This is a genomic window from Gluconobacter sp. P1C6_b (assembly GCF_018811945.1).
GTDB lineage: Bacteria > Pseudomonadota > Alphaproteobacteria > Acetobacterales > Acetobacteraceae > Gluconobacter.
Window position 1 is genome coordinate 71184 of sequence record NZ_JACRVU010000006.1, and the last position, 20011, is coordinate 91194.

General features: G+C 61.7%; 19 protein-coding genes, 1 tRNA gene and 1 riboswitch. Of the genes, 7 read left to right on the forward strand and 13 right to left on the reverse strand.

Annotated elements, in window-relative coordinates; translation table 11 throughout:
* Positions 1–144 precede the first annotated feature (144 nt).
* Positions 145–912 carry a sulfotransferase family 2 domain-containing protein gene (locus KP701_RS06370; RefSeq protein ID WP_215746389.1) on the reverse strand — a complete coding sequence of 256 codons (768 nt, stop codon included), beginning with the start codon at positions 910–912 and terminating at the stop codon, positions 145–147.
* A gap of 159 nt (positions 913–1071) precedes the next feature.
* Positions 1072–1281: riboswitch (cobalamin riboswitch) on the forward strand.
* A gap of 106 nt (positions 1282–1387) precedes the next feature.
* On the opposite strand from KP701_RS06370, the gene KP701_RS06375 reads away from it, so the two are divergent.
* From KP701_RS06375 to KP701_RS06390, 4 genes are read left to right on the forward strand one after another with little or no spacing between them, the layout of a single operon-like run.
* Complete coding sequence (locus KP701_RS06375) at positions 1388–3385, forward strand: TonB-dependent siderophore receptor (protein WP_252345449.1); 1998 nt, start codon at positions 1388–1390, stop codon at positions 3383–3385.
* Positions 3386–3413: 28 nt separating this feature from the next.
* The gene (locus KP701_RS06380; protein ID WP_215746390.1) at positions 3414–4235 is read left to right on the forward strand and encodes an ABC transporter substrate-binding protein; all 822 of its coding nucleotides are present in this window, start codon (positions 3414–3416) and stop codon (positions 4233–4235) included.
* A complete protein-coding gene (locus KP701_RS06385; RefSeq protein WP_215746391.1) occupies positions 4232–5218 on the forward strand; it encodes an iron ABC transporter permease in 987 nt (328 codons plus the stop codon). Before KP701_RS06380 ends, KP701_RS06385 begins: the two co-directional genes overlap by 4 nt.
* A 10-nt stretch (positions 5219–5228) precedes the next feature.
* Positions 5229–5999, forward strand: coding sequence for an ABC transporter ATP-binding protein (locus tag KP701_RS06390; RefSeq protein ID WP_215746392.1), 771 nt, complete (start codon positions 5229–5231; stop codon positions 5997–5999).
* Here the strand turns inward: KP701_RS06390 and KP701_RS06395 are convergent.
* A complete protein-coding gene (locus KP701_RS06395) occupies positions 5924–6946 on the reverse strand; it encodes a bile acid:sodium symporter family protein (protein WP_215746393.1) in 1023 nt (340 codons plus the stop codon). The two genes, KP701_RS06390 and KP701_RS06395, sit on opposite strands and share 76 nt — an antisense overlap.
* A 97-nt stretch (positions 6947–7043) precedes the next feature.
* On the opposite strand from KP701_RS06395, the gene KP701_RS06400 reads away from it, so the two are divergent.
* On the forward strand, positions 7044–8981 hold the full coding sequence (locus tag KP701_RS06400) for a glycoside hydrolase family 32 protein (RefSeq protein WP_215746451.1): 1938 nt from the start codon (positions 7044–7046) through the stop codon (positions 8979–8981).
* Positions 8982–9045: 64 nt separating this feature from the next.
* Here the strand turns inward: KP701_RS06400 and KP701_RS06405 are convergent, their stop codons facing one another.
* From KP701_RS06405 to KP701_RS06455, 11 genes are all read right to left on the reverse strand, one after another.
* Positions 9046–10053, reverse strand: coding sequence for a DUF6624 domain-containing protein (locus KP701_RS06405; protein WP_215746394.1), 1008 nt, complete (start codon positions 10051–10053; stop codon positions 9046–9048).
* Between the two features lie 72 nt (positions 10054–10125).
* Positions 10126–10755: a DUF1269 domain-containing protein gene (locus KP701_RS06410; protein WP_215746395.1), complete on the reverse strand. Its 630-nt coding sequence runs from the start codon at positions 10753–10755 to the stop codon at positions 10126–10128.
* 115 nt (positions 10756–10870) lie between these two features.
* Positions 10871–11332 carry a hypothetical protein gene (locus tag KP701_RS06415; protein WP_215746452.1) on the reverse strand — a complete coding sequence of 154 codons (462 nt, stop codon included), beginning with the start codon at positions 11330–11332 and terminating at the stop codon, positions 10871–10873.
* 126 nt (positions 11333–11458) lie between these two features.
* The gene (locus KP701_RS06420; protein WP_215746396.1) at positions 11459–11998 is read right to left on the reverse strand and encodes an energy transducer TonB; all 540 of its coding nucleotides are present in this window, start codon (positions 11996–11998) and stop codon (positions 11459–11461) included.
* Between the two features lie 177 nt (positions 11999–12175).
* Positions 12176–12251, reverse strand: a tRNA-Phe gene (locus KP701_RS06425).
* Positions 12252–12311: 60 nt separating this feature from the next.
* Positions 12312–12491, reverse strand: a complete 180-nt coding sequence (locus KP701_RS06430) for a DNA gyrase inhibitor YacG (RefSeq protein ID WP_024716732.1) — start codon at positions 12489–12491, stop codon at positions 12312–12314.
* On the reverse strand, positions 12488–13531 hold the full coding sequence (locus KP701_RS06435) for a ribonuclease E/G (RefSeq protein WP_215746397.1): 1044 nt from the start codon (positions 13529–13531) through the stop codon (positions 12488–12490). Before KP701_RS06435 ends, KP701_RS06430 begins: the two co-directional genes overlap by 4 nt.
* Complete coding sequence (locus KP701_RS06440; protein ID WP_215746398.1) at positions 13528–14184, reverse strand: nucleoside triphosphate pyrophosphatase; 657 nt, start codon at positions 14182–14184, stop codon at positions 13528–13530. Before KP701_RS06440 ends, KP701_RS06435 begins: the two co-directional genes overlap by 4 nt.
* A 13-nt stretch (positions 14185–14197) precedes the next feature.
* The gene (gene infA / locus KP701_RS06445) at positions 14198–14416 is read right to left on the reverse strand and encodes a translation initiation factor IF-1 (protein WP_007282896.1); all 219 of its coding nucleotides are present in this window, start codon (positions 14414–14416) and stop codon (positions 14198–14200) included.
* Positions 14417–14614: 198 nt separating this feature from the next.
* Positions 14615–15907, reverse strand: a complete 1293-nt coding sequence (locus tag KP701_RS06450; protein ID WP_215746399.1) for a DEAD/DEAH box helicase — start codon at positions 15905–15907, stop codon at positions 14615–14617.
* A 125-nt stretch (positions 15908–16032) separates the two neighbouring features.
* Positions 16033–16473, reverse strand: coding sequence for a hypothetical protein (locus KP701_RS06455; protein ID WP_062495098.1), 441 nt, complete (start codon positions 16471–16473; stop codon positions 16033–16035).
* 378 nt (positions 16474–16851) lie between these two features.
* Between KP701_RS06455 and KP701_RS06460 the strand changes: the two genes are divergently transcribed.
* Both KP701_RS06460 and KP701_RS06465 read left to right on the forward strand, forming a co-directional pair.
* Complete coding sequence (locus KP701_RS06460) at positions 16852–18252, forward strand: cytochrome-c peroxidase (RefSeq protein ID WP_252345450.1); 1401 nt, start codon at positions 16852–16854, stop codon at positions 18250–18252.
* A gap of 112 nt (positions 18253–18364) precedes the next feature.
* On the forward strand, positions 18365–19996 hold the full coding sequence (locus KP701_RS06465) for a phospholipase C (protein WP_371818907.1): 1632 nt from the start codon (positions 18365–18367) through the stop codon (positions 19994–19996).
* Positions 19997–20011: the final 15 nt, after the last annotated feature.

A 20011-nucleotide genomic window follows, 5' to 3' on the forward strand; every position in this document is an offset into this window, starting at 1 on the left:
GAGTGATACAGTATGACATGAAGGGGGTATGGCAATTTAGTCACATTTCGTTGATGTAACGGCCAGAAATGGCAGGAAACTCCCCGCGTATTGTGACATTTGGAAGACATGGCCCGTTTTTCTGAGGGCGATCGTTTCAAAAAGTCATTCTGCGGGACGCAGTGCTTCGTCCGCGCTGTAGAGCTGTCGAATCCTTTTCGCCTGCGCGGCCGTGGGGACGATATCGTGGCTGTTGCCGTTCAGATGGGGAATGGTTTTGCCCTTCAGGACAGGCACCAGATCGGGCAGGGACGAAATCCGGTCCATCGAAAACAGCTGATCGACGGCAAGCCGGCCATTACGGTCGCAGACATACAGGGTCTGCGGACGGAAAACATGATCCATCTCGTAAACGGACGGACAGGATTCCACGTGGTCGATGGCATGGTCCAGCGTGTGGAACGAGCGGTAGAGCGCGTTGACGGAAGGATGGATTTTTACCCGTGAGGTGCCGCCACGACGGGCAAAGGCCCATGCGGAAACGAAACGCTTCACGGGATCACGCCAGATCGCGAAGCTGGGAAGGGTCCGGCACAGATCCGGCGCGACATGCTGATAATAGCGCCAGGTCTCATGCATCATGATCCCGCCATATAGCAGGTCACAGATCGACGTGCCGCCGTTCTTGGGAACATGGATGAACAGCGCCCCGGCTTCGCGGATGCGTTCGATCCGCTGAAGGCGTTTGCGGCCCAGCGGCAGTCGCAGTCTCAGATCGGCAGCACGGGCATGGACGTCGTTATACTGCCGGACCCGGAAGGTGCTGCACAACAGGCGCTGGGGAAGACCGGGCCCCTCTGCTTTCATGCCATCGCGTCCTGCCGGAAGGTCGCGGTCGTGGTGAACCGTCTGGGCAGCAGAAGGGGGCGTCATGATCGTGTCCTGATCCTGTATCCGATGGCAGGAACACTGACGTCCGGGGATATTCGAGGCAAAGGGCAGATTGTAACGGAATGAAAGCCGTGTTGCAGAGTTGTGCTGTGTCAAATCGGCCACGAACCGCCGTTTGTGTTTGACTTGTGCCGTCCGGGGCGCTTCATGTCACCTGACGGTGCCCGGTCTGCCGGGTGAAAAGGGAACGCAGTGCAAAACTGCGGCTGCCCCCGCAACTGTAAGCGCTGACTGTCGCTCCGTAACGGGTGGACAGTACGGCTTCAGGAGAGAACCCACTGGCCCGGTGCCGGGAAGGGGCCTGAGACCGGAGCGCGAGCCAGGAGACCTGCCGTCAGCATGAGTTGTCCGAAGGACGGTCCGGGCGGGGTGCATCGGAACGCCGGGTCAGGCCCTGTTGCTGCGGGTCTGCCTCCTTCTTGAGGGCGACGCAGAACGACGAGACATTACTATCGCCATGCCCCGTATTTCCTGCCTTCTTTTCGCGACGAGCATGCTTGTCGCCGTTCCCGCGCTGGCGTCCGTCCCGGCCCAGGAACCGGCACCGCCGCAGAAGCCCAAGGCACCCCCGGCCGCTCCCCGGACGGCAGCCACGAGTGCCTCGCGGACTACTCCTGACGCCGTGACCGCCACGGTCCCCGAGACCGTCACCGTAACGGCAAACCGTATCCCGCAGGACATCAGCAAGGTCGGCTCGCAGGTTACGGTTGTGACCCAGCGTGACATTGAACTTCTGCAGCGGCGCGATCTTGCGGACCTGCTGGCGCGTGAACCGGGCCTCAACATGGTGCGTACGGGCGGCCCCGGCGGCACGGGTTCGATCTTCATGCGCGGCGTCAACTCGAACGAAGTGAAGGTGCGGCTGGACGGGATGGATATCAACGATCCCTCCACGCCGGCCGGGGCATTCGATACGGCACAGTTTCTCACTGACGGTCTGGCCCGCGTGGAAATCCTGCGTGGCCCGCAGAGCGGCCTGTATGGTGCGGATGCGATGGGCGGCGTCATCGACATGACGACCAAACAGGGGCAGGGACCGCTGCACGGCTTCGTCCGTCTTGAAGGCGGCAGCTATTCCACCAAGAACCAGACGGCCGGTTTCTCGGGCTCGCTCCATCGTTTCCATTACATGGTTGAAGTCTCGCATAACCATGTCGGCGACTATCAGGCCGTGCCGAAAGCCATCCGCGCACAGGTTCATGACCATGACGTCGCGTCCAACCGCAACGACAACCGCACGGCCAATGTGCGGCTAGGTTATGACGTGACAGACAATTTCGATCTCGGCTTCACGGCGCATCTGACGCAGGCGGATTATGAATATGTCGCCGATGATTACAGCTCCTACCCGGCGCTGCCGTCAGCCCAGCAGAACGAAAGCGACCTCAAACAGGCCATTCTGCGCGGCACGGCGCATCTGAAATCCTTCAAAGGCGTGTTCGAGCAGACGCTGGGCGTTGGGTACATCACCTATCGCCGCCATGACATTACCGCCGGCGATCCGGAAATTTCGTCCAACCGGGGCGATCGTCTGAAGGTGGACTGGCAGGGCCTGACCCATCTCGGCCATAACGGCTCCTTCCTCGTGGGCTATGACTATATCCGTGAGCGGATCATGACCCCGGTCTCTGCCCAGACCACGACGAACGCCGCCTGGGGACAGCTCGAAGGCCACTGGCACGACATTCTCTTCGGCTCGGCCAATATCCGGTACGACAACAATTCCCGTTACGGCAATTACGTCACCTGGCGCGTCGCCCCGGCGGTGAAGATCCCCGGCACCGGCCTGACGCTGAAGGCCAGCGGTGGTTCGGGCTTCCATGGCCCGTCCCTGAACCAGCTCTTCGTCAGCTACCCGGCCTATTACTTTCTGGCCAATCCGAACCTGCGGGCCGAGCGTCTTCTGGGTTTTGACGCCGGATTTGAAGAGCGTCTTCTGGACGGCAAGCTGACCTTTGGCGCCGATTATTACGGCAACCATGTCCGTAACCTCATCAATACAGCGCTGTCCGGCTACAACTACACCTATGTAAACGTCGCCCGTGCGCAGACGCACGGTGTGGAAGCCTTCGTCGATTACCGCATCATCAAGAGCGTGGATCTGCGCGGCACCTATACCTGGACGGACGCCACGGATCGCAGTACCGGCGCGGCCCTCGTGCGCCGTCCCCGCCACAAGGCCACGGCCAGCGTCATCTGGACGCCGACCAAGCGCCTGAGCATCACGCCGAGCCTGCTCTATGTCAGCGGCTGGCACGATCTCGACCGCTATACGTCCATGAGCACGATCGGTCATGACTACGTCACGGTAAACATCGCCGCGGAATACAAGCTGGCCGACTTCGTCACCCTGTTCGCGCGCGGCGACAATCTGGGCAACCGGTATTATGAAAACCCGGTCGGCTATCTCCAGCCGGGCCGGTCCTTTTACGGTGGTGTGACGTTTGGCCTTTAAGGCGTTCCTTCACGTCCTTTCAGCCCCGATGGCAGCCCTGCTGCTGTCGGGCTGGCTCATCGGATCGGCTACTGCCGGTCCGGTGCGCACCCGTATCGTTTCCCTGAATCTGTGCACGGACGAACTGCTGCTCGAACTGGCAGACCCGTCCCATATCCTCGGTCTCAGCCCGCTGGCCACGGACTGCGCGGAATCCGTCCGCTGCGAGATCGCTGCGAACTATCCCGTCCAGCGCCCTGACGGCGAAAACCTTGTCGCGACCCACCCCGACGTCGTTCTGGACGGAACATGGCACCGCCCGACGGTCCCGCTCGTGACGAATGCCCTGCACGTCCCGTTCGTCCAGCTTCCGTCCATTGCGTCCCTTGCGGATATTCCCACCCAGATCCGCACCGTCGCCCATGCCATCGGCGAGGATACGCGCGGCGACGACATGATCCGCGCGTTCGCGGACCGTCTGGAAAGTCTCCATCCCGTCCATCCGGACAGGATCCTGACCGCCACGGTTATTGGCGCGAACCTTGCGGGAGAAGAGGGCGGCCTGATTTCCGATCTGCTGAAGCGCGCCGGCTTCCGCCTGTCGACTTCCGAACGTCCCGACGGCACCATCGCGCTGGAAACACTGATCGCCCATCCGCCGGACCTTCTGGTGACGGGCATGATTTCCGAAGGGGCTTCATTGGCGGAAGATGCCGTGCACCATCCCGCTCTGCGGGACCGCTTCACGGGCGCGCATCTTCTGGCGCTTCCTGGCCGCCTGACCATGTGCGGCACGCCCGACACCCTTGATGCGCTGACCGCCCTGATCTCCGCACACGATCGTCTGACCGGCACGGAGCCTTCGCCATGAGCCGCTACATGCTAACCGTAGCCGTACTGAGTGTACTGGTTCTGGCCCTCGCCATCCTGTCACTGGCCGCAGGGCCGGCGGGTATTGGCGTCCTTCAGGGTCTGTCCGACATGCTGCATGGCCGCGAGACGATCGCCGCGACTGTCATCGGCCAGATCCGCCTGCCGCGCATGATCCTGGCTCTGCTGATCGGCGGAACGCTCGGCCTGTCTGGCGCAGCACTTCAGGGACTGGTCCGCAACCCGCTGGCCGATCCGGGCGTGCTCGGTATTTCGGGCTGCGGCGCGCTTGGGGCCGTTCTGGTTTTCTATACCGGCGTCTCGGCAGTCTGGGCGCCCGCGCTCCCGCTGGCCGCCCTGTCCGGTGCCGGGCTTGCGACGCTGCTGCTTCTAGCCCTGACCCGGGGCGGGACGCTGGTTCTGGTACTCGCCGGGGCGGCGCTGGGCTCCATGAGCGCCGCCCTGCTGGCCCTGACGCTTAACCTCGTGCCAAGCCCCTATGCGTCCTACGAAATCATGCACTGGCTCATGGGCTCCCTGTCTCGCGCCAGCCTGCATGACGTGCTGATCGCCACACCCGGCCTTCTGATCGGCTCGGCCCTGCTGTTCAGCACTGGGCGCTCCCTCGACGCCCTGACCCTCGGCGAAGACGTCGCCCAGACAATGGGCTTTCCTTTGCGCGCAGTGCAGTGGCGCGTTGTCATCGGAACGGCGCTCGCGGTCGGCAGCGGTGTTGCTGTGGCAGGCGGTATCGGGTTCGTTGGCCTCGTCATGCCGCATCTGCTGCGCCCGCTCGCCGGAGGCCGCCCGTCGCGCCTCCTGCTGCCGTCCGCACTGGGGGGAGCAGCGCTTCTGCTGGCGGCAGACCTGTTCGTGCGCCTGCCCGTCAGTGGCGCCGAACTTCAACTTGGCGTCGTCACGTCCCTGATCGGAACGCCGGTCTTTTTCTGGCAGGTCTGGCGCCTGCGCGGGCGGCCGGTATGAGGAACGCGTCATGATCCTCCAGACAGACACGATCAGCCTGACCCTTCAGGGCAACAGACTTCTCAACGATATCGCGCTCGACGTGCGTCCCGGCGAAGTCCTCGGCCTGATCGGACCCAACGGTGCGGGCAAGAGCACGCTGCTTCGCATTATGGCTGGCCTGCTCCGTCCCGACACCGGTCGTGTTCTTCTGGATGGGCAGGACCTGTTCACCATGCCGCCCGAAGAGCGCGGTCGCCATCTGGCCTATCTTCCGCAGGAAGCGCCCGCTGCCGTCGGCATGAGCGTACGGGATGTTGCAATGCTCGGGCGTCTGCCTCATCGGCGCACCGCCTCGGCGGAACAGGACGCCACTGCGGTGCAGCAGGCTCTCGATGCGGTCGGGATGAGCGCGTTCGCTGACCGCTCTTCCGCCCGTCTTTCAGGCGGCGAACGCGCCCGTGTCCTGCTCGCCCGTGCCCTCGCGGTTCAGGCCCCGATCCTGCTGGCGGACGAACCCGTCGCGGCCCTTGATCCCGCGCAGGCCCTGACGGTCATGGAGCTATTCGGCCAGTGCGCCACGCAGGGTCAGGCCGTCGCCGTCGTCCTGCACGATCTTGCCCTCGCAGCCCGTTTCTGCACGCGGATTGCGGTCCTGTCACAGGGCCGCCTCGTCAATATCGGCACGCCCGCCGAAGTCCTGACGGACGCCCTGTTCGCCGATGTTTACGGTGTGGCGGTGCGGCGCTGCGGAGAGGTCGCCGTGCCCTGGTCGCTGGTTTCAAGCGCCCGACGCCCATAACGCCGCGCCAGCAATGTGCAGGTGAAGAGCTGAATCTGGTGATAGATCATCAGCGGCAGCACGATGATGCCGACCGACGCCGCCGGGAAAATGACGCTCGCCATCGGCACGCCTGACGCCAGCGATTTCTTCGAGCCGCAGAACTGGAGCGCGATCTTGTTCTCCGTCGTCTGCCCCAGCCCGTCGCCCATCAGATGCGACAGCACCAGAACCAGCGCCAGCATAAAACTGTCGAGCAGCGCCACTTCCAGCAGATGCGCGCCCGAAACCCGGTGCCAGATTCCTTCCACAACGGCCGAACTGAACGCCGTATAGACGACCACGATGATGGACCCGCGATCGGTAAACGAGATCAGGATCTTGTGTCTGCGCACGATCGGCCCGACCCATTTCTGAAGGATCTGCCCCAGCGCAAATGGCAGCAGCAACTCCTTGCCCACATCCAGCACGGATTCCAATGGCGAATGTCCGGCGCCCACATGCCCGAGTACCACGCCCGTCAGTAACGGCGTGAGCGCAATGCCCGCGATGTTGGAGACCGTCGCCGCACAGATCGCCGCCGGAACATTGCCTTTCGCGATGGAGGTCAGCGCGATGGAAGACTGCACGGTGGACGGCAGGCAGCACAGGAACAGGATGCCCGACCATAGTTCCTCACCGAACAGCGCATCAGGAAAGACGCTGCGGAACAGCAGATGCAGTCCGATCCCCAGCAGCGGAAACAGTGCGAACGTGCAGAGCAGAACGCTCCCCTGAAGCTTCCAGTCCTTCACGCTGTCCACGATGGCGTGACGTTCGAGCTTCGCGCCCTGGAAGAAGAACATGAACGTGATGAGGATCGTCACGACATGCTGGAGAATATGCTCCATCTGCCCCCGGCAGGGCAGGAAAGAGGCCAGCGCGATGGCGGCGATGAGGGACAGGAGAAAGGGGTCGAGACGCTTCATGCCGCACTATGTCCGTATCCGGGGCGGACATGCAACGTCCTGCCCCGGGCTCACGCCCGCTCTTTTGAAAACGGGCGTCTCATGTATCCTGTCCGTCATGACAGACCACAATGACCTGCCAGTCCCGGGCCGCCGTCGCGCCCTGACATCCCTTCTTGCCGCCGGAACCGTTGCCGGCACCGTTGGCAGCAGCCTGCGTCTGACGGGGAATGCCAGCGCCGCTGATGACCCGCCGAAAGACACGCTCACATCTCACGGCCACCAGCCGAGCAATGCGCATATCGAGCCCGCCGATCAGCCCGGTGCAAATAACAAGCCTGTCATCCGCACCCAGAGCGACTACTTCTATCGCCCCTCCATTCATTTCTCGCCGCCCACCGGCTTCATGAATGACCCCAACGGCCTGATCTTCGATGGTCAGACCTATCATCTCTATTACCAGTACGACCCGACCGCCCCCTACGCCGGTCGCGTCCACTGGGGCCACGCTACCAGCACGGATCTCTACACCTGGCAGGACCAGCCCATCGCCATCGACCAGACGGCGGCGGGCGAAGCCTATACCGGCTGCGTCGTGCTGGACCGCAACAATGTCTCTGGTCTCTTTCCGCCTCGCAAATCGGAGGCCGCCGCTACTCCGGCGACCACAACGGCCACGCAGGCTGCCGTGCAGGCGCTCGCCCCGGAACTGCGGAAAACCACATCCGACACGCCCTACGCGCCCGACAGGATGTCCGCCCTCGGTCCGAATGAGTCCGCCCCGTTCGGCTCGGTCTATGCGCCTCCGAACGGTGCCGAAACCCATGCCGCTCCGCCCGCGCTCCCGCCCATGCCCGGCGGACTGGTCGCGATCTATACCCGTGCCACACCGCAGAGCCAGACGCAGTACATTGCCTGGAGCCCCGATGGTGGCCAGCATTACATCGATTATGACCACAACCCGATCCTGAATATCGGCGTCAATTCCTTCCGCGATCCCAAGGTTTTCTGGCACGAGGCAAGCGGCAAATGGATCATGGTCGTGGTCAGCGCGCGCGCTCACAAGGTGCTGTTCTACGGCTCCATCGACCTGCTGCACTGGATGCATCTCAGCAGCTTCGGCCCCGCCGGTCTGTTCGGTGTGGACTACGAATGTCCCAACCTGATCGAACTCGACATTGAGGGCGAGGAAAAAGGCAGGCGCTGGGTCCTGTTCGTCTCCGTCAATCCGGGCGCCCCTCTGGGCGGCAGCGTCACGCAGTATTTCGTAGGCGATTTCGATGGCGAACGCTTCACGCCTGACAACACCGTGATCGGCCTGACAGACTTCGCCAAGGACAGCTACGCCATGCAGGTCTATGACAGCATGCCGGATAACAGAGCGGTCTATTTCGCCTGGTTCGGCAACTGGCAGTATTGCGAGGAAGTCCCCAACCGGAGCTGGCGCGGCCTCATGACGCTGCCGCGTCGCATGTCCCTGCGCCGGGATGAAATGAACTGGTTGCGTCTGGTCCAGCGCCCCTATGGGCTCGAAGCCTTCCGGGGTGAAAAAATCCCGTTCCGGGTGGACCGCATCCCCGCCCAGAGCGGCGTGCAGGTCGCCCTGCCCACAGGCACCGCCATCGAACTGCTTCTGACCGTCACCGTCGATGAGCGCAGCAACCCGCAGCCGGACGGCGAACAGGGACGCGCAGGCCGCTTCGTCATCGTGTTCTCGAACGGACAGGGAGAATCCCTCTCCATCGGCTTTGACGCGTTTTCAAGCCAGCTCTGGCTTGATCGCGGCGACCTGCATGGCTTCTCCCAGCCGTTCTTCACGGAGCGTTTCTCCACGCCCCTGATCGCCAACAGCCGCCGCTTTTCCTTACGTCTGGTGCTTGATGCCTGTGCGCTGGAACTCTTCGCCAATGACGGCCTCTCGGTTGCCACCGCGCTGGTCTTCCCCGCCAATCCGCTGACAACGGTGGGCCTTCAGGCGACCAATACCGGCGCGACAATCGAAGAACTGGCATTGTATCCGCTGCGCAAGACCATGGACCGCCCGACGGCGGTCTGAGGCAGGGCGCTCCCCTTCATCCGCCCGACTGCACAAATTAAAGGGGCGTGCCTTCTTCAGCCTATTAACAATGGGGCGGGAAGCGCTTGAGATAGGTGGCTTCGGGAGGGAGATTCATTTCTGCCCGTCTTGCATCGAGCGTCTTCGGATCGTCTCCGCCCGCATCCAGCGAAAAAGGGGCATAATGGTGGTTCTGGCACGAAAGCTGGGAGCCATAATGCTGTTTTCCAGTCGTTGGCAGCATGACCCGGTCCGTCAGCAGTGCATATTCCGGTTTCGGAAACTGACCCGACCGCGCAAATGGTTCAAGCTGACGAAGCGTCATGACCTGAAAGACCGGATCGATATCCGCATGCTGCACCAGAACCCACATCATCTGTGCAGGTTTATCACCCGCTTTCAGCACGCTCGCCCATCCCTGCGTTTCCAGAACATGTCGCGCCCAATGGCTGTTGTCCCAGTCCACGTTGATAACGGCGGAGATAAGACGGCTGTTCAGAGCGTTTCGTGCAGGTGCATCGAGCCCTGTGATTTTCTGTCGGGATTCAGATGAAAAACGCCACATCTGGTCCGGCACGACATGTGCCGTAATCTGTTCTTCCAACGTGTCTTTTGCCGGATCGCTCTCAAGTGCCCGCATGGCATCATGGACTGCCATTTCATAAGTCTGAAAATACGGCAGGCTGCGAGAGATGGCACTCTGGAAATCTTCCCAGCTTTTCATTCCGTCAGGCACACTGTCTGCCATATTGACCTGCATGCACACATGATCCTGATAGCCGGATTCTTCGGGAATAGAAGCTGCAACGCCAAGCCTTTTCAGCGCTGCATCCTGCACAAGCGCCGCATCATGCATGCAGGCCTCGCCATACGCCTCAATGGCCTTCCAGTCCCTCACCTGCTGCTCAGTCGCACCCGGGAATGCGCCACGGACAAACCCGTAATCGCCGGGATTGAAACTGCCGTCATGAATAAAGGGTGCCAGAACGGCTGGTGGCGCAGGAGCCGCGGACGCTGCTGAAAACGCGCCGAGACCGGCCAGCAGGAAGAGCATACGAAAACGGGCCATCATGACGACATCCTGTAAGGAAATGTTGCGTCACGATGGCCCGTATCAGAGGGTCAGATCAAGACCGTAACGGTCTCAGCCCCCCGTGATCTTGTTCTTGAGATTATGCAGGCTGGTGGAAACCTGTTTCTGCCACTCGCCCATGCGTTCGTGCCATTCAGTCGAATGCTGCTGCACGAGAACACGCTCGGCTTCCGCTGCTGCCGCGGCCTGCGCCTTCTGCTGGGCCAGAACCTCGCGCTCCACAGCCTCGATCGGCCGACGCAGAACCAGTGATGCGCCCAGCGACGCCGCCAGTTCGTCAACAACCTGCGGCACATATTCCTGAACGGTGGCAATCACGGCCGTCGTCCTCACGGGAATAACAGATGCAATCTGCGCCAGAAGGCTGCTGCGGATGGCCGCATCCTCAACCGAGAGGCTGGATCCCACCAGCGCCCCCATGGACGCCCCGAGAAGCACGCCCAGCGGCCCGAGCAGAAGCCCGACGAGTGATCCGAGAAGTGTCCCGTTCAGGACCTGCTCGCCGGAAGCGCCATTGGCCCAGTTGTCATGAATGGTGATGTTGCCGTCCGTGGTGCGCTCAACGACAGCCTCGTTGATGATGACCAGCTTCTGGTCCGCAGCCCGTTCCCGCAGTTCGGAAAACGCCTGGAAGGCTTTGCTCTGCTCGGTGAAGGAGAGAACAAGAATGTTGGTGTCCATGATCTGTCACGCTCCGCTCCCCCGCGAAAAAATGCAGGAAGAGCCGGGCACGCGGGGGAAGTGTCCGGCCTGTCACCGCAGCCCTTCCGGAAGGCTGCGGCAGGAGGACACCAGATTACCGGCTCAGCGTAAAGGTCAGACCCTGTGCACCCGCAGCCAGACGCGCACCCTGTGTGGCCGTCTCGATCTTGATGCGCACGCCGTTGCTGTTGGACAGGATAGCGCCACCCAGACCCTTGTCCAGCGTCGCTTCCCCGGCGAGGGAGCCGTAGCTGCCGTCGAAATCATGCAGGTGCTTCAGATTGTAGACGGTGCCTTCGGCTTTCAGGGCGGAGAAGCCGACGGCGGCGATGTTCCCGCCGCTGACCTTGAAGTGATAGGTATGATGGCCGTAGGTCAGGGTGCCGTCCCCCCAGGTGTAACCCACGCCGACATCCGCTGAATGGGCGGTGAGCGTGACATGTCCGACAGGGGCCCCGAGCGTATCTTCAGCGCGTACGGCAGGAGCTGCGACAAGACCGGCACCGAAAAGGACGGCTGCAAGGGCGACGCCACGGCGGCTGATATTGAAAGACATCATGAAACCTTCTGTCTGTTTTCATAGTCAGTCCCTGCGGGCGGAAACCCGTGTGGCACTGACACTTGAGAAGACAACGCTCCGACGCGGGTTCGGATGCATGCGAAGGGAGAATTCATGTTTCGGCTATCGGTCAGCGGCCTGGGGGATGAGGAAGTTGAAGTGCATCCTGTAGTGTGAACTGACGGGGTGACCGCTTCTCATCGCGGGGAAATAGGACGCCTGAACCAAATATGCGAGTGCGGCCTGATTCAGTTCCGCATAATGCCCTTCCCGGACCATACAGTCATGGGCACACCCCTGTGCATCGATCGTACAGGCAACCGTGACGTGATCTTCGATATGTCGGGCGATCATGTCCTGGGGATAACGGGGCTTGCCGGAAAGGGCGCGGTTGAGCCGGGCGGCACGGGTGTTGTCCTGAGGGTCCGATATTCCGAAAAACCTGCCTGGGCCGATGTTCAGATGGGCGATCCGTGGCACCAGAACAGCAACCTGAAACAGGCAGATGCAGAGCACGGGCAGGAAAAACCAGACTGGCGGCTGGCGACGCTGCCCGTTGGTATCAGGCTCGGGACCGGGCTGAAGTTCAGGAGGGGGAACCTGTTCAGGTTGCCTCAGGGGTGGACCGTCAGGTTCGTAATGTTGGGGAGAGGGATCGTCCATTTTTCGGTTCCCGATATCTCCGGGCACGGGTGATGAGGCCTGTTTTAGACAGCAATGGTCTGTTCCGCGTCATCATGGAATATCGGACCGTCAGAATGCCAGAGGGAATCGCGCCATCACAAGGGCAGCCATTCGCGCGAAGAGCTGGAACAGACGACAATTTTTTCAGGAGGAAAATGGTGCCCAAGGGCGGAATCGAACCACCGACACTGCGATTTTCAGTCGCATGCTCTACCAACTGAGCTACTTGGGCACCGAGCTTCAGGGCGCACCCTGTTGCGGAGATGGGGTTTAGCTGATGATTGAGGCGGGATCAACCCTCCCTGTCGCGATATTCGTCGTGCTCTTCGTCATTGTCCTGACGGAAAGACGGAACCCGGTAGGTCCCGCTGAACCAGCGGCCCAGATCGACATCCGCACAGTGACGGGAGCAGAAGGGCCGGAACTGCGGATCGGTAGGACGATGGCAGATCGGGCAGGTGGCGTTGCTCATGACAGGCTCCAGCTTGCGGGTGGGGCATTGGGATCAAGGACAAGGTCCAGCGGCTGGGCGCGGCGGGATATGAAATCCGCCAGGGCTTCGGGGTCGTTTTCCAGCGCCGTGACGAGGCTGATCGAGGCTGTCAGCGTCTGGCCGGTGCGGTTTTCGCGCAGGATCGTCCTGAGGATGGACAGTGCCTGTCCATGTGGGGAGGACAGGAGTTCATGCAAGGGAGGACGGCGGCGCGGGCGGGTCAGTTCCAGCAGGCCGGACGGGGTGGCGCCGAGGACGTCCGGTTTCAGGGGATCGTTAGCCAGAGCCTCACGCAGGAAGGGGACCAGAGCCGGGCGTTTGCGCGTCTTTACACCCGCCGGGTCTACCAGAATTGTGCCCGAGAGATTCCGCAGCCGGATCTGGCGTGCCAGTTCAGGGAAGGCTGCGATATTGCCTTTGAAGTCCGGCGAGCCAGTGCTGTCGAGATCGATGGCGATCAGAGCGGGTGTCGGAAAGATGCTGGCAGTCAGGAGGTCCAGATCGGCCTCGGGGCTGCCGAGACTGTCGAAATCCGCTTCCAGCGCAGCGTCAAACGCCTGTTGGCAGCGTTGAAGGCGTGGGCGCAGCCGGACGGGCAGCTTTGCCGCAATGCCCGGATCGTCCACGAAAATCGGAGCGTCCGGATACCGGTCCGCCAGTTCGTCGAGGGGCGAGGGGCCGCGTTCGAGCAGCTTTGGCGCGGATGGTGCTTCGGTGGGCATGTCCGCCCGGCGCAGGCGCAGGCCCTTGCCGTTCTGGGCGGCGCGGCTGACGCGGGCTGCGGTCAAGGCGCCTTCGATCAGGGTTTCACGGGTGGAGAGGAAGCCGCTCTGGCCGTCTTCGAGCAGGACGAAAGCGCCCCCCAGAGCGGGAGCGGCTTTCTGGACGCGGACAACGTGCCAGTCTTCCAGACCATCCGGGCAGCCGGGACGCCAGATGGCGGCGTCCAGCAGCGTGTCATGGTCCGTAACGGCAATCCGCACTTCGCCTGGAGAACAGGCTGCGCGGATTTCGGTCATGCGATCCAGCCACCTGAAGGTTTGCCAACCGGCTGCCCGCGCAGGAGCTGGGCCGTTTCAAACAGGGGCAGCCCCACCACAGCGGAATAGCTGCCGCCGATCTGGCGGATATGGGCGGCGGCGGCGCCCTGGATGGCATAGCCGCCCGCCTTGCCCTGCCAGTCCCCCTGCGCGATCAGGGCGTCGATCTGCGCATCCGTCAGGCGATGGAAGATGACGGAGGTTTCCACCAGCCGCTCACAGGGTGTGCCTTGTGGCCAGCCTGCGCTCGGGCGCAGGACCACGGCCGTCAGGACTTTGTGGCGGCGGCCGGAGAGCAGCTTCAGGCAGGCGCGGGCCGTCTTTTCGTCTTCGGCTTTCGGCAGAACGCGCCGGCCAACAGAGACCACCGTATCCGCGCCGAGGACGAGGGCTGCATCCGTGTATTGCGCGGCCACATGCTCCGCCTTCTGGCGGGCGAGGCGCTGCGCGAGCGGGCGCGGCAGTTCGCCGGGACGCGGTTCTTCGTCGATATCGGCGCTGACGACGGCGTCGGGCACGATGCCGATCTGTTCCAGCAGGCTCAGGCGGCGCGGGGAGGCGGAGGCCAGAACGAGCTTCGGACGGTCCGGAAGGCCGGATGACCCTTCTGCGGAAGACGGGGAGGAGGTCATGCGGCGGACTGTCTTACTTGAAGCGGAACGTGATCCGGCCCTTGGACAGGTCGTAGGGCGTCATTTCGACGTTCACGCGGTCACCGGCCAGAACGCGGATGCGGTTCTTGCGCATCTTGCCGCTCGTATGGGCCAGGATGGTGTGCTCGTTGTCGAGCGTGACGCGGAACATGGCGTTGGGGAGCAGTTCCATGACGGTGCCGGTAAACTCGATCAGGTCTTCTTTTGACATGTGAATCCTTGCTTCAGGGACAGGGTAATGATCTGCGCGCGGCAGCGGCTCCGGTGCGGAGCCTGAAAATCCAGTTCCGCTATGTGCGGACTGTCAGCCCAAAGGTCAAGCATGACCGGTCCCTGTCCGGGGATTCTTGCGGTTTTTTGGCGCTCTGACGTCGCACCGCCTTCTCAGGCGGCATGACAGGCAGGCTGTTCAGGACGCCTTGGCTGCGGCCTGGGCAGCGGCGCGGGCGGCCATCTTTTCCTCTTCGGTCCAGACGCGGCGTTCGCGCACCTTCTGTGGCTTGACCTGCTTGACCGGACCGCCGCCAAGCACGGGCGGGCGCATGGTGGAGTTCCGCGCCTCTTCCGAGTGCCATTCATGGCTGTCATGAACGTCCAGCGTCCGGCCGATCTCACGCTCCACGGCATGCAGCCAGGCACGCTGTTCTGCATCGCACAGCGTGATGGCGAAACCGCTGCGGCCCGCACGGCCCGTGCGCCCGATCCGGTGCACATAGCTTTCCGGCAGGCTTGGCAGATCGTGGTTGATGACATGCGTGACCGTATCGACGTCGATGCCGCGGGCAGCGATATCGGTTGCCACCAGAACCTGAACGTCGCCTTCGCGGAAGGCGTTCAGGGCGCGCTCGCGCTGACCCTGCGAGCGGTTCCCGTGCAGGGCCTCGGCCGTGATGCCGGACTCCGTCAGGAAAGAGCAGACGTCGTTGGCGATGTTCTTCTGCAACGTGAAGACGACAGCCTGACCGATGCCCGGCGTCCGGAGCTGGGCCAGCAGGGCCGCTTTCTTGTCGGAGGCATTGAGGAACATGACCGACTGTTCGATCCGGTCCACGGTGCTCGATGGTGGTGCGATCTCGACCTTGGCCGGGTCGCGCAGGAGGCTCTCGACGAGGGCTGTGATGGATTTCGGCATCGTTGCGGAAAACAGTACCGTGTGCCGGTCTTCGGGGAGCGTTGCGACAATGCGCTCGATCGGCTTGGCAAAGCCCATGTCCAGCATCTGGTCGGCTTCATCCAGCACCAGCGCCTCAAGCTGCGACAGGTCGCACAGGCCCTGTTCGATCAGGTCCAGCAGGCGTCCCGGTGCGGCGACGATGATGTCCACGCCCTCTTCGAGCGCCTTGACCTGATGAACCTGACTGACGCCGCCGAAAATCGTGGTGACGCGCACCGGCTTGTGACGGCTGAAGTTCTCGAACCCGTCCGCGATCTGGGAAACCAGTTCGCGTGTCGGTGCGAGAACCAGAACGCGCGCGCCGCCCTTGGGGGCGGGACGGGGCGTTGCGGCGAGCCGGTGTAGCAGCGGGAGCGCGAAGGAGGCCGTCTTGCCGGTGCCGGTCTGGGCCAGACCGAGCAGATCGCGGCCTTCCAGCAGCAGCGGGATGGACTGGGCCTGAATGGGCGTGGGTTTAACGTAACCCGCTTCGTCCAGAGCGCGAAGAAGCGTGGGCGCCAGAGCGAGATCGGCAAAAGTTGTGGACATTAAAAGCGGCGCCTCCGGCGCTGAGTAAGCTGCGCCTGATGGGGCTTCGCGGATTCAGAAAACGGGCTTGTACGAATGATGCCTGCCGTCGTCAACGCAATGAAAGAGCTTGCCGAGCCCGTCTGTCAGGACAGTTTTGAAATGTCGCGCATGGCTACGACCAGAGACATGTGTGACGCCAGAAGCCGCTGCGGCAGCGTCGGCAGATAGATCCGGATGGCCTCAAGGCGTTTGGATTCCGGAAGAGCCGCGAAGGGTGGCCGCGATCCCGGCCCGTCACTGCCCGCATCGTAGCTTTTGGCGATTGCAGCCAGGAGGGAGGCAGGGACCGAGGCCAGAAGCGCTCTCTGCGCGGGGTTCAGGAGCCGATCCCGCAGGGGGCCGGAGAGGGTGCGCTCTTCTGCTATTTTCGGAGGCTCGTAAGGCTTGAGCTGGCTCAGCGGGAATTCGACCTCCACGCCATTGGCCTGCTCCACATAACCGGTGGAGCCGTCAATATCGACCAGCCTGCCGTCATGCGTTCCCTTCAGGTCCGAAACATGATCACCGATCGACAACTGGGCCATGACTGATTTCTCCTTCTCAGAACGGAGCCTAAAGCAGTTCCGGATCGTGAGTAAAAACTTTCTGCTTCCCTTGCCCGATTTCAAATCCGAAAGGCGTATGCGAGCGTCGTTCAGAATGAATCAATCCTGCCTTCAGGGCAGAAGGGAGCGAAAAACCGCAGGTTGAGGTTCATAAAACTGTCACATCCCCCTTCCTGCTGAATCCGTTATCAGCCCTTAGTCTCGGACACAGCGATTACTTCTTTGCCGGAAATGATCGTGAGGACTGGTAACAGGGAAGCCCCGCATTTCAGTATGGTATGACCTTTGATTATGACGGGTTCAGGAAACGGTGCCCGTGCAGGATGGAGAGCGAACGCCTCTCCTGTGAGGAGCGGGATGCGGACAATCCGGTGTGTCAGTGCAGTCCTTGGGATGACGGTGCTTGGCTCAGGTTGTGACGCGCAATCCTCGCCCGTATCGCCGCCGCTGTCTCACGATGTCTGTGATCCCGCGCCGGATGGCCGGAACCCCTGTCCGCAGAATTTTTATCGGCCCAGACAGGCTCCCCTGTCGCAGATGGCGCAGCTTGGGCGCATGCTGTTTTACGACAGGGCGCTTTCGGGTTCGGGAAAACTGTCCTGCGCCTCCTGTCATGATCCGGCGAATCATTACGGGCCGACGGGCAATGCGTCCGTTTTCGAAGGCGGGGCGGATCTGCACCGGCAGGGGCGGCGTGCAATTCCCTCACTGACCTATCTGGAACGTATGCCGCCGTTCAGTATCGGGCCGGATCTGGGAAATGACGATGTTGCACCGCGCGTCATCGGTGTGCCGAGTACGGGAAACCAGCGTGGCAGCAAAAGTGCAGCGGATACGGCGTCATCTGCCGCACATATCGTTCCTCAGGGCGGACTGTTCTGGGATGGTCGGGTCGATACGTTTCAGCAACAGGCTGGTGGGCCGCTTTTTGATCCTGATGAGATGGCTTCCACGCCGGAGCGTGTCACTGCGCGGCTGAACACGGCACCTTACCGTGCGGCTCTTCTTGCGCTGGCGGGAGCGCGCGGGGAGAAGGATCCTGCCTTCCTGCGTGAAGAAGCGCTGTTCGCGATTGGGCGCTATGAGCTGGAAGACCGGCATTTCCACGAATATTCCAGCAGGTTTGATGTCTGGCTGGAAGGAAAGGCGCGGTTCACGCCACTCGAACGCGAGGGATATCTCCTGTTCAACGATCCGCAGAAAGGCAACTGTGCGGCCTGCCATCTCGATCACATCACCCGTGACGGCCTGCCGCCGCTTTTTACCGATCATCAGTATGAAGCGCTCGGTGCCCCGCGCAACATGGCGATCAGCCGCAATGCCGTCGCCAGCTATGATGATCTCGGCGTATGCGACAGTCAGCCCGATGGTCGGAAGGCCTTTGCGGCCTATTGCGGGATGTTCGTGACGCCGACCCTGCGCAATGTCGCGACACGTCATGTCTTTTTCCATAACGGTGTTTTTCACACGCTCGAAGCTGTTCTGGATTTTTATGCTGTCCGGGATCTCCAGCCTGAAAAATTCTATCCGAGCGGGCCGGATGAAAAAATCAACGTCTATGATGATATTCCGGAAAAGTACCGTTCCAATATTGACACGATAGATGCGCCGTTTGACCGCAGGCCGGGTGAGGCGCCGGCGTTAACCGAAAATGAGCGCCGGGCGATCATCGCATTTCTTGGCACGCTGACAGATACGGATGCTCCGGCTGTGGCTCCTGTGGCGGACCCTGTCACGGGACAGGCAGGACAACGATAGGATGGGTGACATGCTTCACAAACCAGAAACATCCGGAGGGACGACGAACATGGGGCTCAGGGTGTTTGTCAAACCGGTTGACCGTAGTGAGGAAAGGTTCCGCAAGGTGTTCATGAAGCGCGTACAACGAGCAAAATCCGGCCTGGCAGTCCTTCTGTCCGGCTCCATTCTTTTTCCGTCCCTGGGACTGGCAGCGCCTTCCTCTGCGGCGGCGTCCTATCCAACTGCGACGCCCATCAAGCATGTCGTGGTGATTTTTCAGGAAAACCGTTCCTTCGACCATTATTTCGCGACCTATCCCAAGGCGGCGAATGTGAGCGGTGAACCGGCTTTTACGGCGTTGGTGGATACGCCTGCTGTCAACAATCTCACGAGCGCCAGTCTTCTTACGAACAATCCGAATTCCAGCCCGGCAAACGGGTCGGGAGCAGCGCTTCCGTTCCGCATCGACCGGACGCAGGCGAATACAGCGGACCAGAACCACAGCTATACGCCGGAGCAGCAGGCTTACGACGCCGGGAAGATGGATCTGTTTCCAAAATATACCGGATCAGCAACGTCAGGAAGCGCAGGTGCTTTCGGGACGAAAGGGCAGGTTCTGGGGTATTTTGACGGCAATACGGTTACGGCGCTCTGGAATTACGCCCAGCATTACGCGATGAGCGACAATAACTGGAGCGATACGTACGGTCCATCCACGCCGGGTGCGCTTGAGGTTGTGGCTGGCCAGACCAATGGTCTTCAGCCCATTGCGGGCAATATGCTCGGGAGTGCCTACATCAATGACGGGCAGGGCGGATACACCCTGATCAACGATGAGGATCCGGCTTACGATCGCTGCTCAACCCCGTCACAGGTGCTGATCAATGCCAAAAATATCGGTGATCTGCTGAACGCGAAGGGTATTTCCTGGGGCGGTTTCATGGGCGGCTTCGACCTGACGCTCACGAACGCGAACAACACCACGGGGTGCAATCGCAGTACCTATTCCGACATTGTAGGAACGCGCGTGGACTATGTTCCGCATCATGCCTGGTTCCAGTATTTCGCGAGCACGGCCAATCCGACGCATGCCCGGCCGGACTCCGTGGCTTCGATCGGTTTCAGCACGATCCCTGGAACCTCGACGCGGGAGCCGGCAAACCATCAGTATGATATCAGAGACTTCTATACGGCCCTGAAGGCGGGAAATTTCCCCGCGGTTTCCTACATCAAGATGCCGGGCTATCAGGACGGTCATCCTGGCAATTCGGACCCGCTGGATGAGCAGAACGGTATCGTGATGCTTGTGAACTTCATCCAGAGCCAGCCGGAATGGGCCAGCACGGCGATCATCATCGATTATGATGACTCCGATGGCTGGTACGATCACGCGTTCCACAAACCGCTCTGGGGTTCGTTCGACGGCACTGCCGATCAACTCAACGGCGCCGGGATCTGCGGAACCGCAGGGTCGGCTCCGAAAGGTGTGGCAGGCAAGCTGGTCAATGGCCGTTGCGGACCGGGGACGCGCATCCCGCTTATCGTGATCTCTCCGTATGCCCGCCGGAACTTTGTCAGTCATGACCTGACGAGTCAGGCATCCGTGGTGCGCTTCATCGAAGACAACTGGCTGGAGGGAAAACGCCTTGGGGGTGGATCGTTTGATGCGACCGCGGGCCAGATAGACCCAATGTTCGACTTCACGCAGACGCCGAACACCACGCCTCTGGTTCTGGACCCGGATACGGGTTTGCTCCGGTAACATGGGAGGATCCGG

Excerpts from the sequence above, each read along its gene's own strand:
- KP701_RS06370 (WP_215746389.1), bottom strand. The coding sequence starts at position 912 with ATGACGCCCCCTTCTGCTGCCCAGACGGTTCACCACGACCGCGACCTT.
- KP701_RS06375 (WP_252345449.1), top strand. The coding sequence starts at position 1,388 with ATGCCCCGTATTTCCTGCCTTCTTTTCGCGACGAGCATGCTTGTCGCC.
- KP701_RS06380 (WP_215746390.1), top strand. The coding sequence starts at position 3,414 with ATGGCAGCCCTGCTGCTGTCGGGCTGGCTCATCGGATCGGCTACTGCC.
- KP701_RS06385 (WP_215746391.1), top strand. The coding sequence starts at position 4,232 with ATGAGCCGCTACATGCTAACCGTAGCCGTACTGAGTGTACTGGTTCTG.
- KP701_RS06390 (WP_215746392.1), top strand. The coding sequence starts at position 5,229 with ATGATCCTCCAGACAGACACGATCAGCCTGACCCTTCAGGGCAACAGA.
- KP701_RS06395 (WP_215746393.1), bottom strand. The coding sequence starts at position 6,946 with ATGAAGCGTCTCGACCCCTTTCTCCTGTCCCTCATCGCCGCCATCGCG.
- KP701_RS06400 (WP_215746451.1), top strand. The coding sequence starts at position 7,044 with ATGACAGACCACAATGACCTGCCAGTCCCGGGCCGCCGTCGCGCCCTG.
- KP701_RS06405 (WP_215746394.1), bottom strand. The coding sequence starts at position 10,053 with ATGATGGCCCGTTTTCGTATGCTCTTCCTGCTGGCCGGTCTCGGCGCG.
- KP701_RS06410 (WP_215746395.1), bottom strand. The coding sequence starts at position 10,755 with ATGGACACCAACATTCTTGTTCTCTCCTTCACCGAGCAGAGCAAAGCC.
- KP701_RS06415 (WP_215746452.1), bottom strand. The coding sequence starts at position 11,332 with ATGTCTTTCAATATCAGCCGCCGTGGCGTCGCCCTTGCAGCCGTCCTT.
- KP701_RS06420 (WP_215746396.1), bottom strand. The coding sequence starts at position 11,998 with ATGGACGATCCCTCTCCCCAACATTACGAACCTGACGGTCCACCCCTG.
- KP701_RS06430 (WP_024716732.1), bottom strand. The coding sequence starts at position 12,491 with ATGAGCAACGCCACCTGCCCGATCTGCCATCGTCCTACCGATCCGCAG.
- KP701_RS06435 (WP_215746397.1), bottom strand. The coding sequence starts at position 13,531 with ATGACCGAAATCCGCGCAGCCTGTTCTCCAGGCGAAGTGCGGATTGCC.
- KP701_RS06440 (WP_215746398.1), bottom strand. The coding sequence starts at position 14,184 with ATGACCTCCTCCCCGTCTTCCGCAGAAGGGTCATCCGGCCTTCCGGAC.
- infA (WP_007282896.1), bottom strand. The coding sequence starts at position 14,416 with ATGTCAAAAGAAGACCTGATCGAGTTTACCGGCACCGTCATGGAACTG.
- KP701_RS06450 (WP_215746399.1), bottom strand. The coding sequence starts at position 15,907 with ATGTCCACAACTTTTGCCGATCTCGCTCTGGCGCCCACGCTTCTTCGC.
- KP701_RS06455 (WP_062495098.1), bottom strand. The coding sequence starts at position 16,473 with ATGGCCCAGTTGTCGATCGGTGATCATGTTTCGGACCTGAAGGGAACG.
- KP701_RS06460 (WP_252345450.1), top strand. The coding sequence starts at position 16,852 with ATGCGGACAATCCGGTGTGTCAGTGCAGTCCTTGGGATGACGGTGCTT.
- KP701_RS06465 (WP_371818907.1), top strand. The coding sequence starts at position 18,365 with ATGAAGCGCGTACAACGAGCAAAATCCGGCCTGGCAGTCCTTCTGTCC.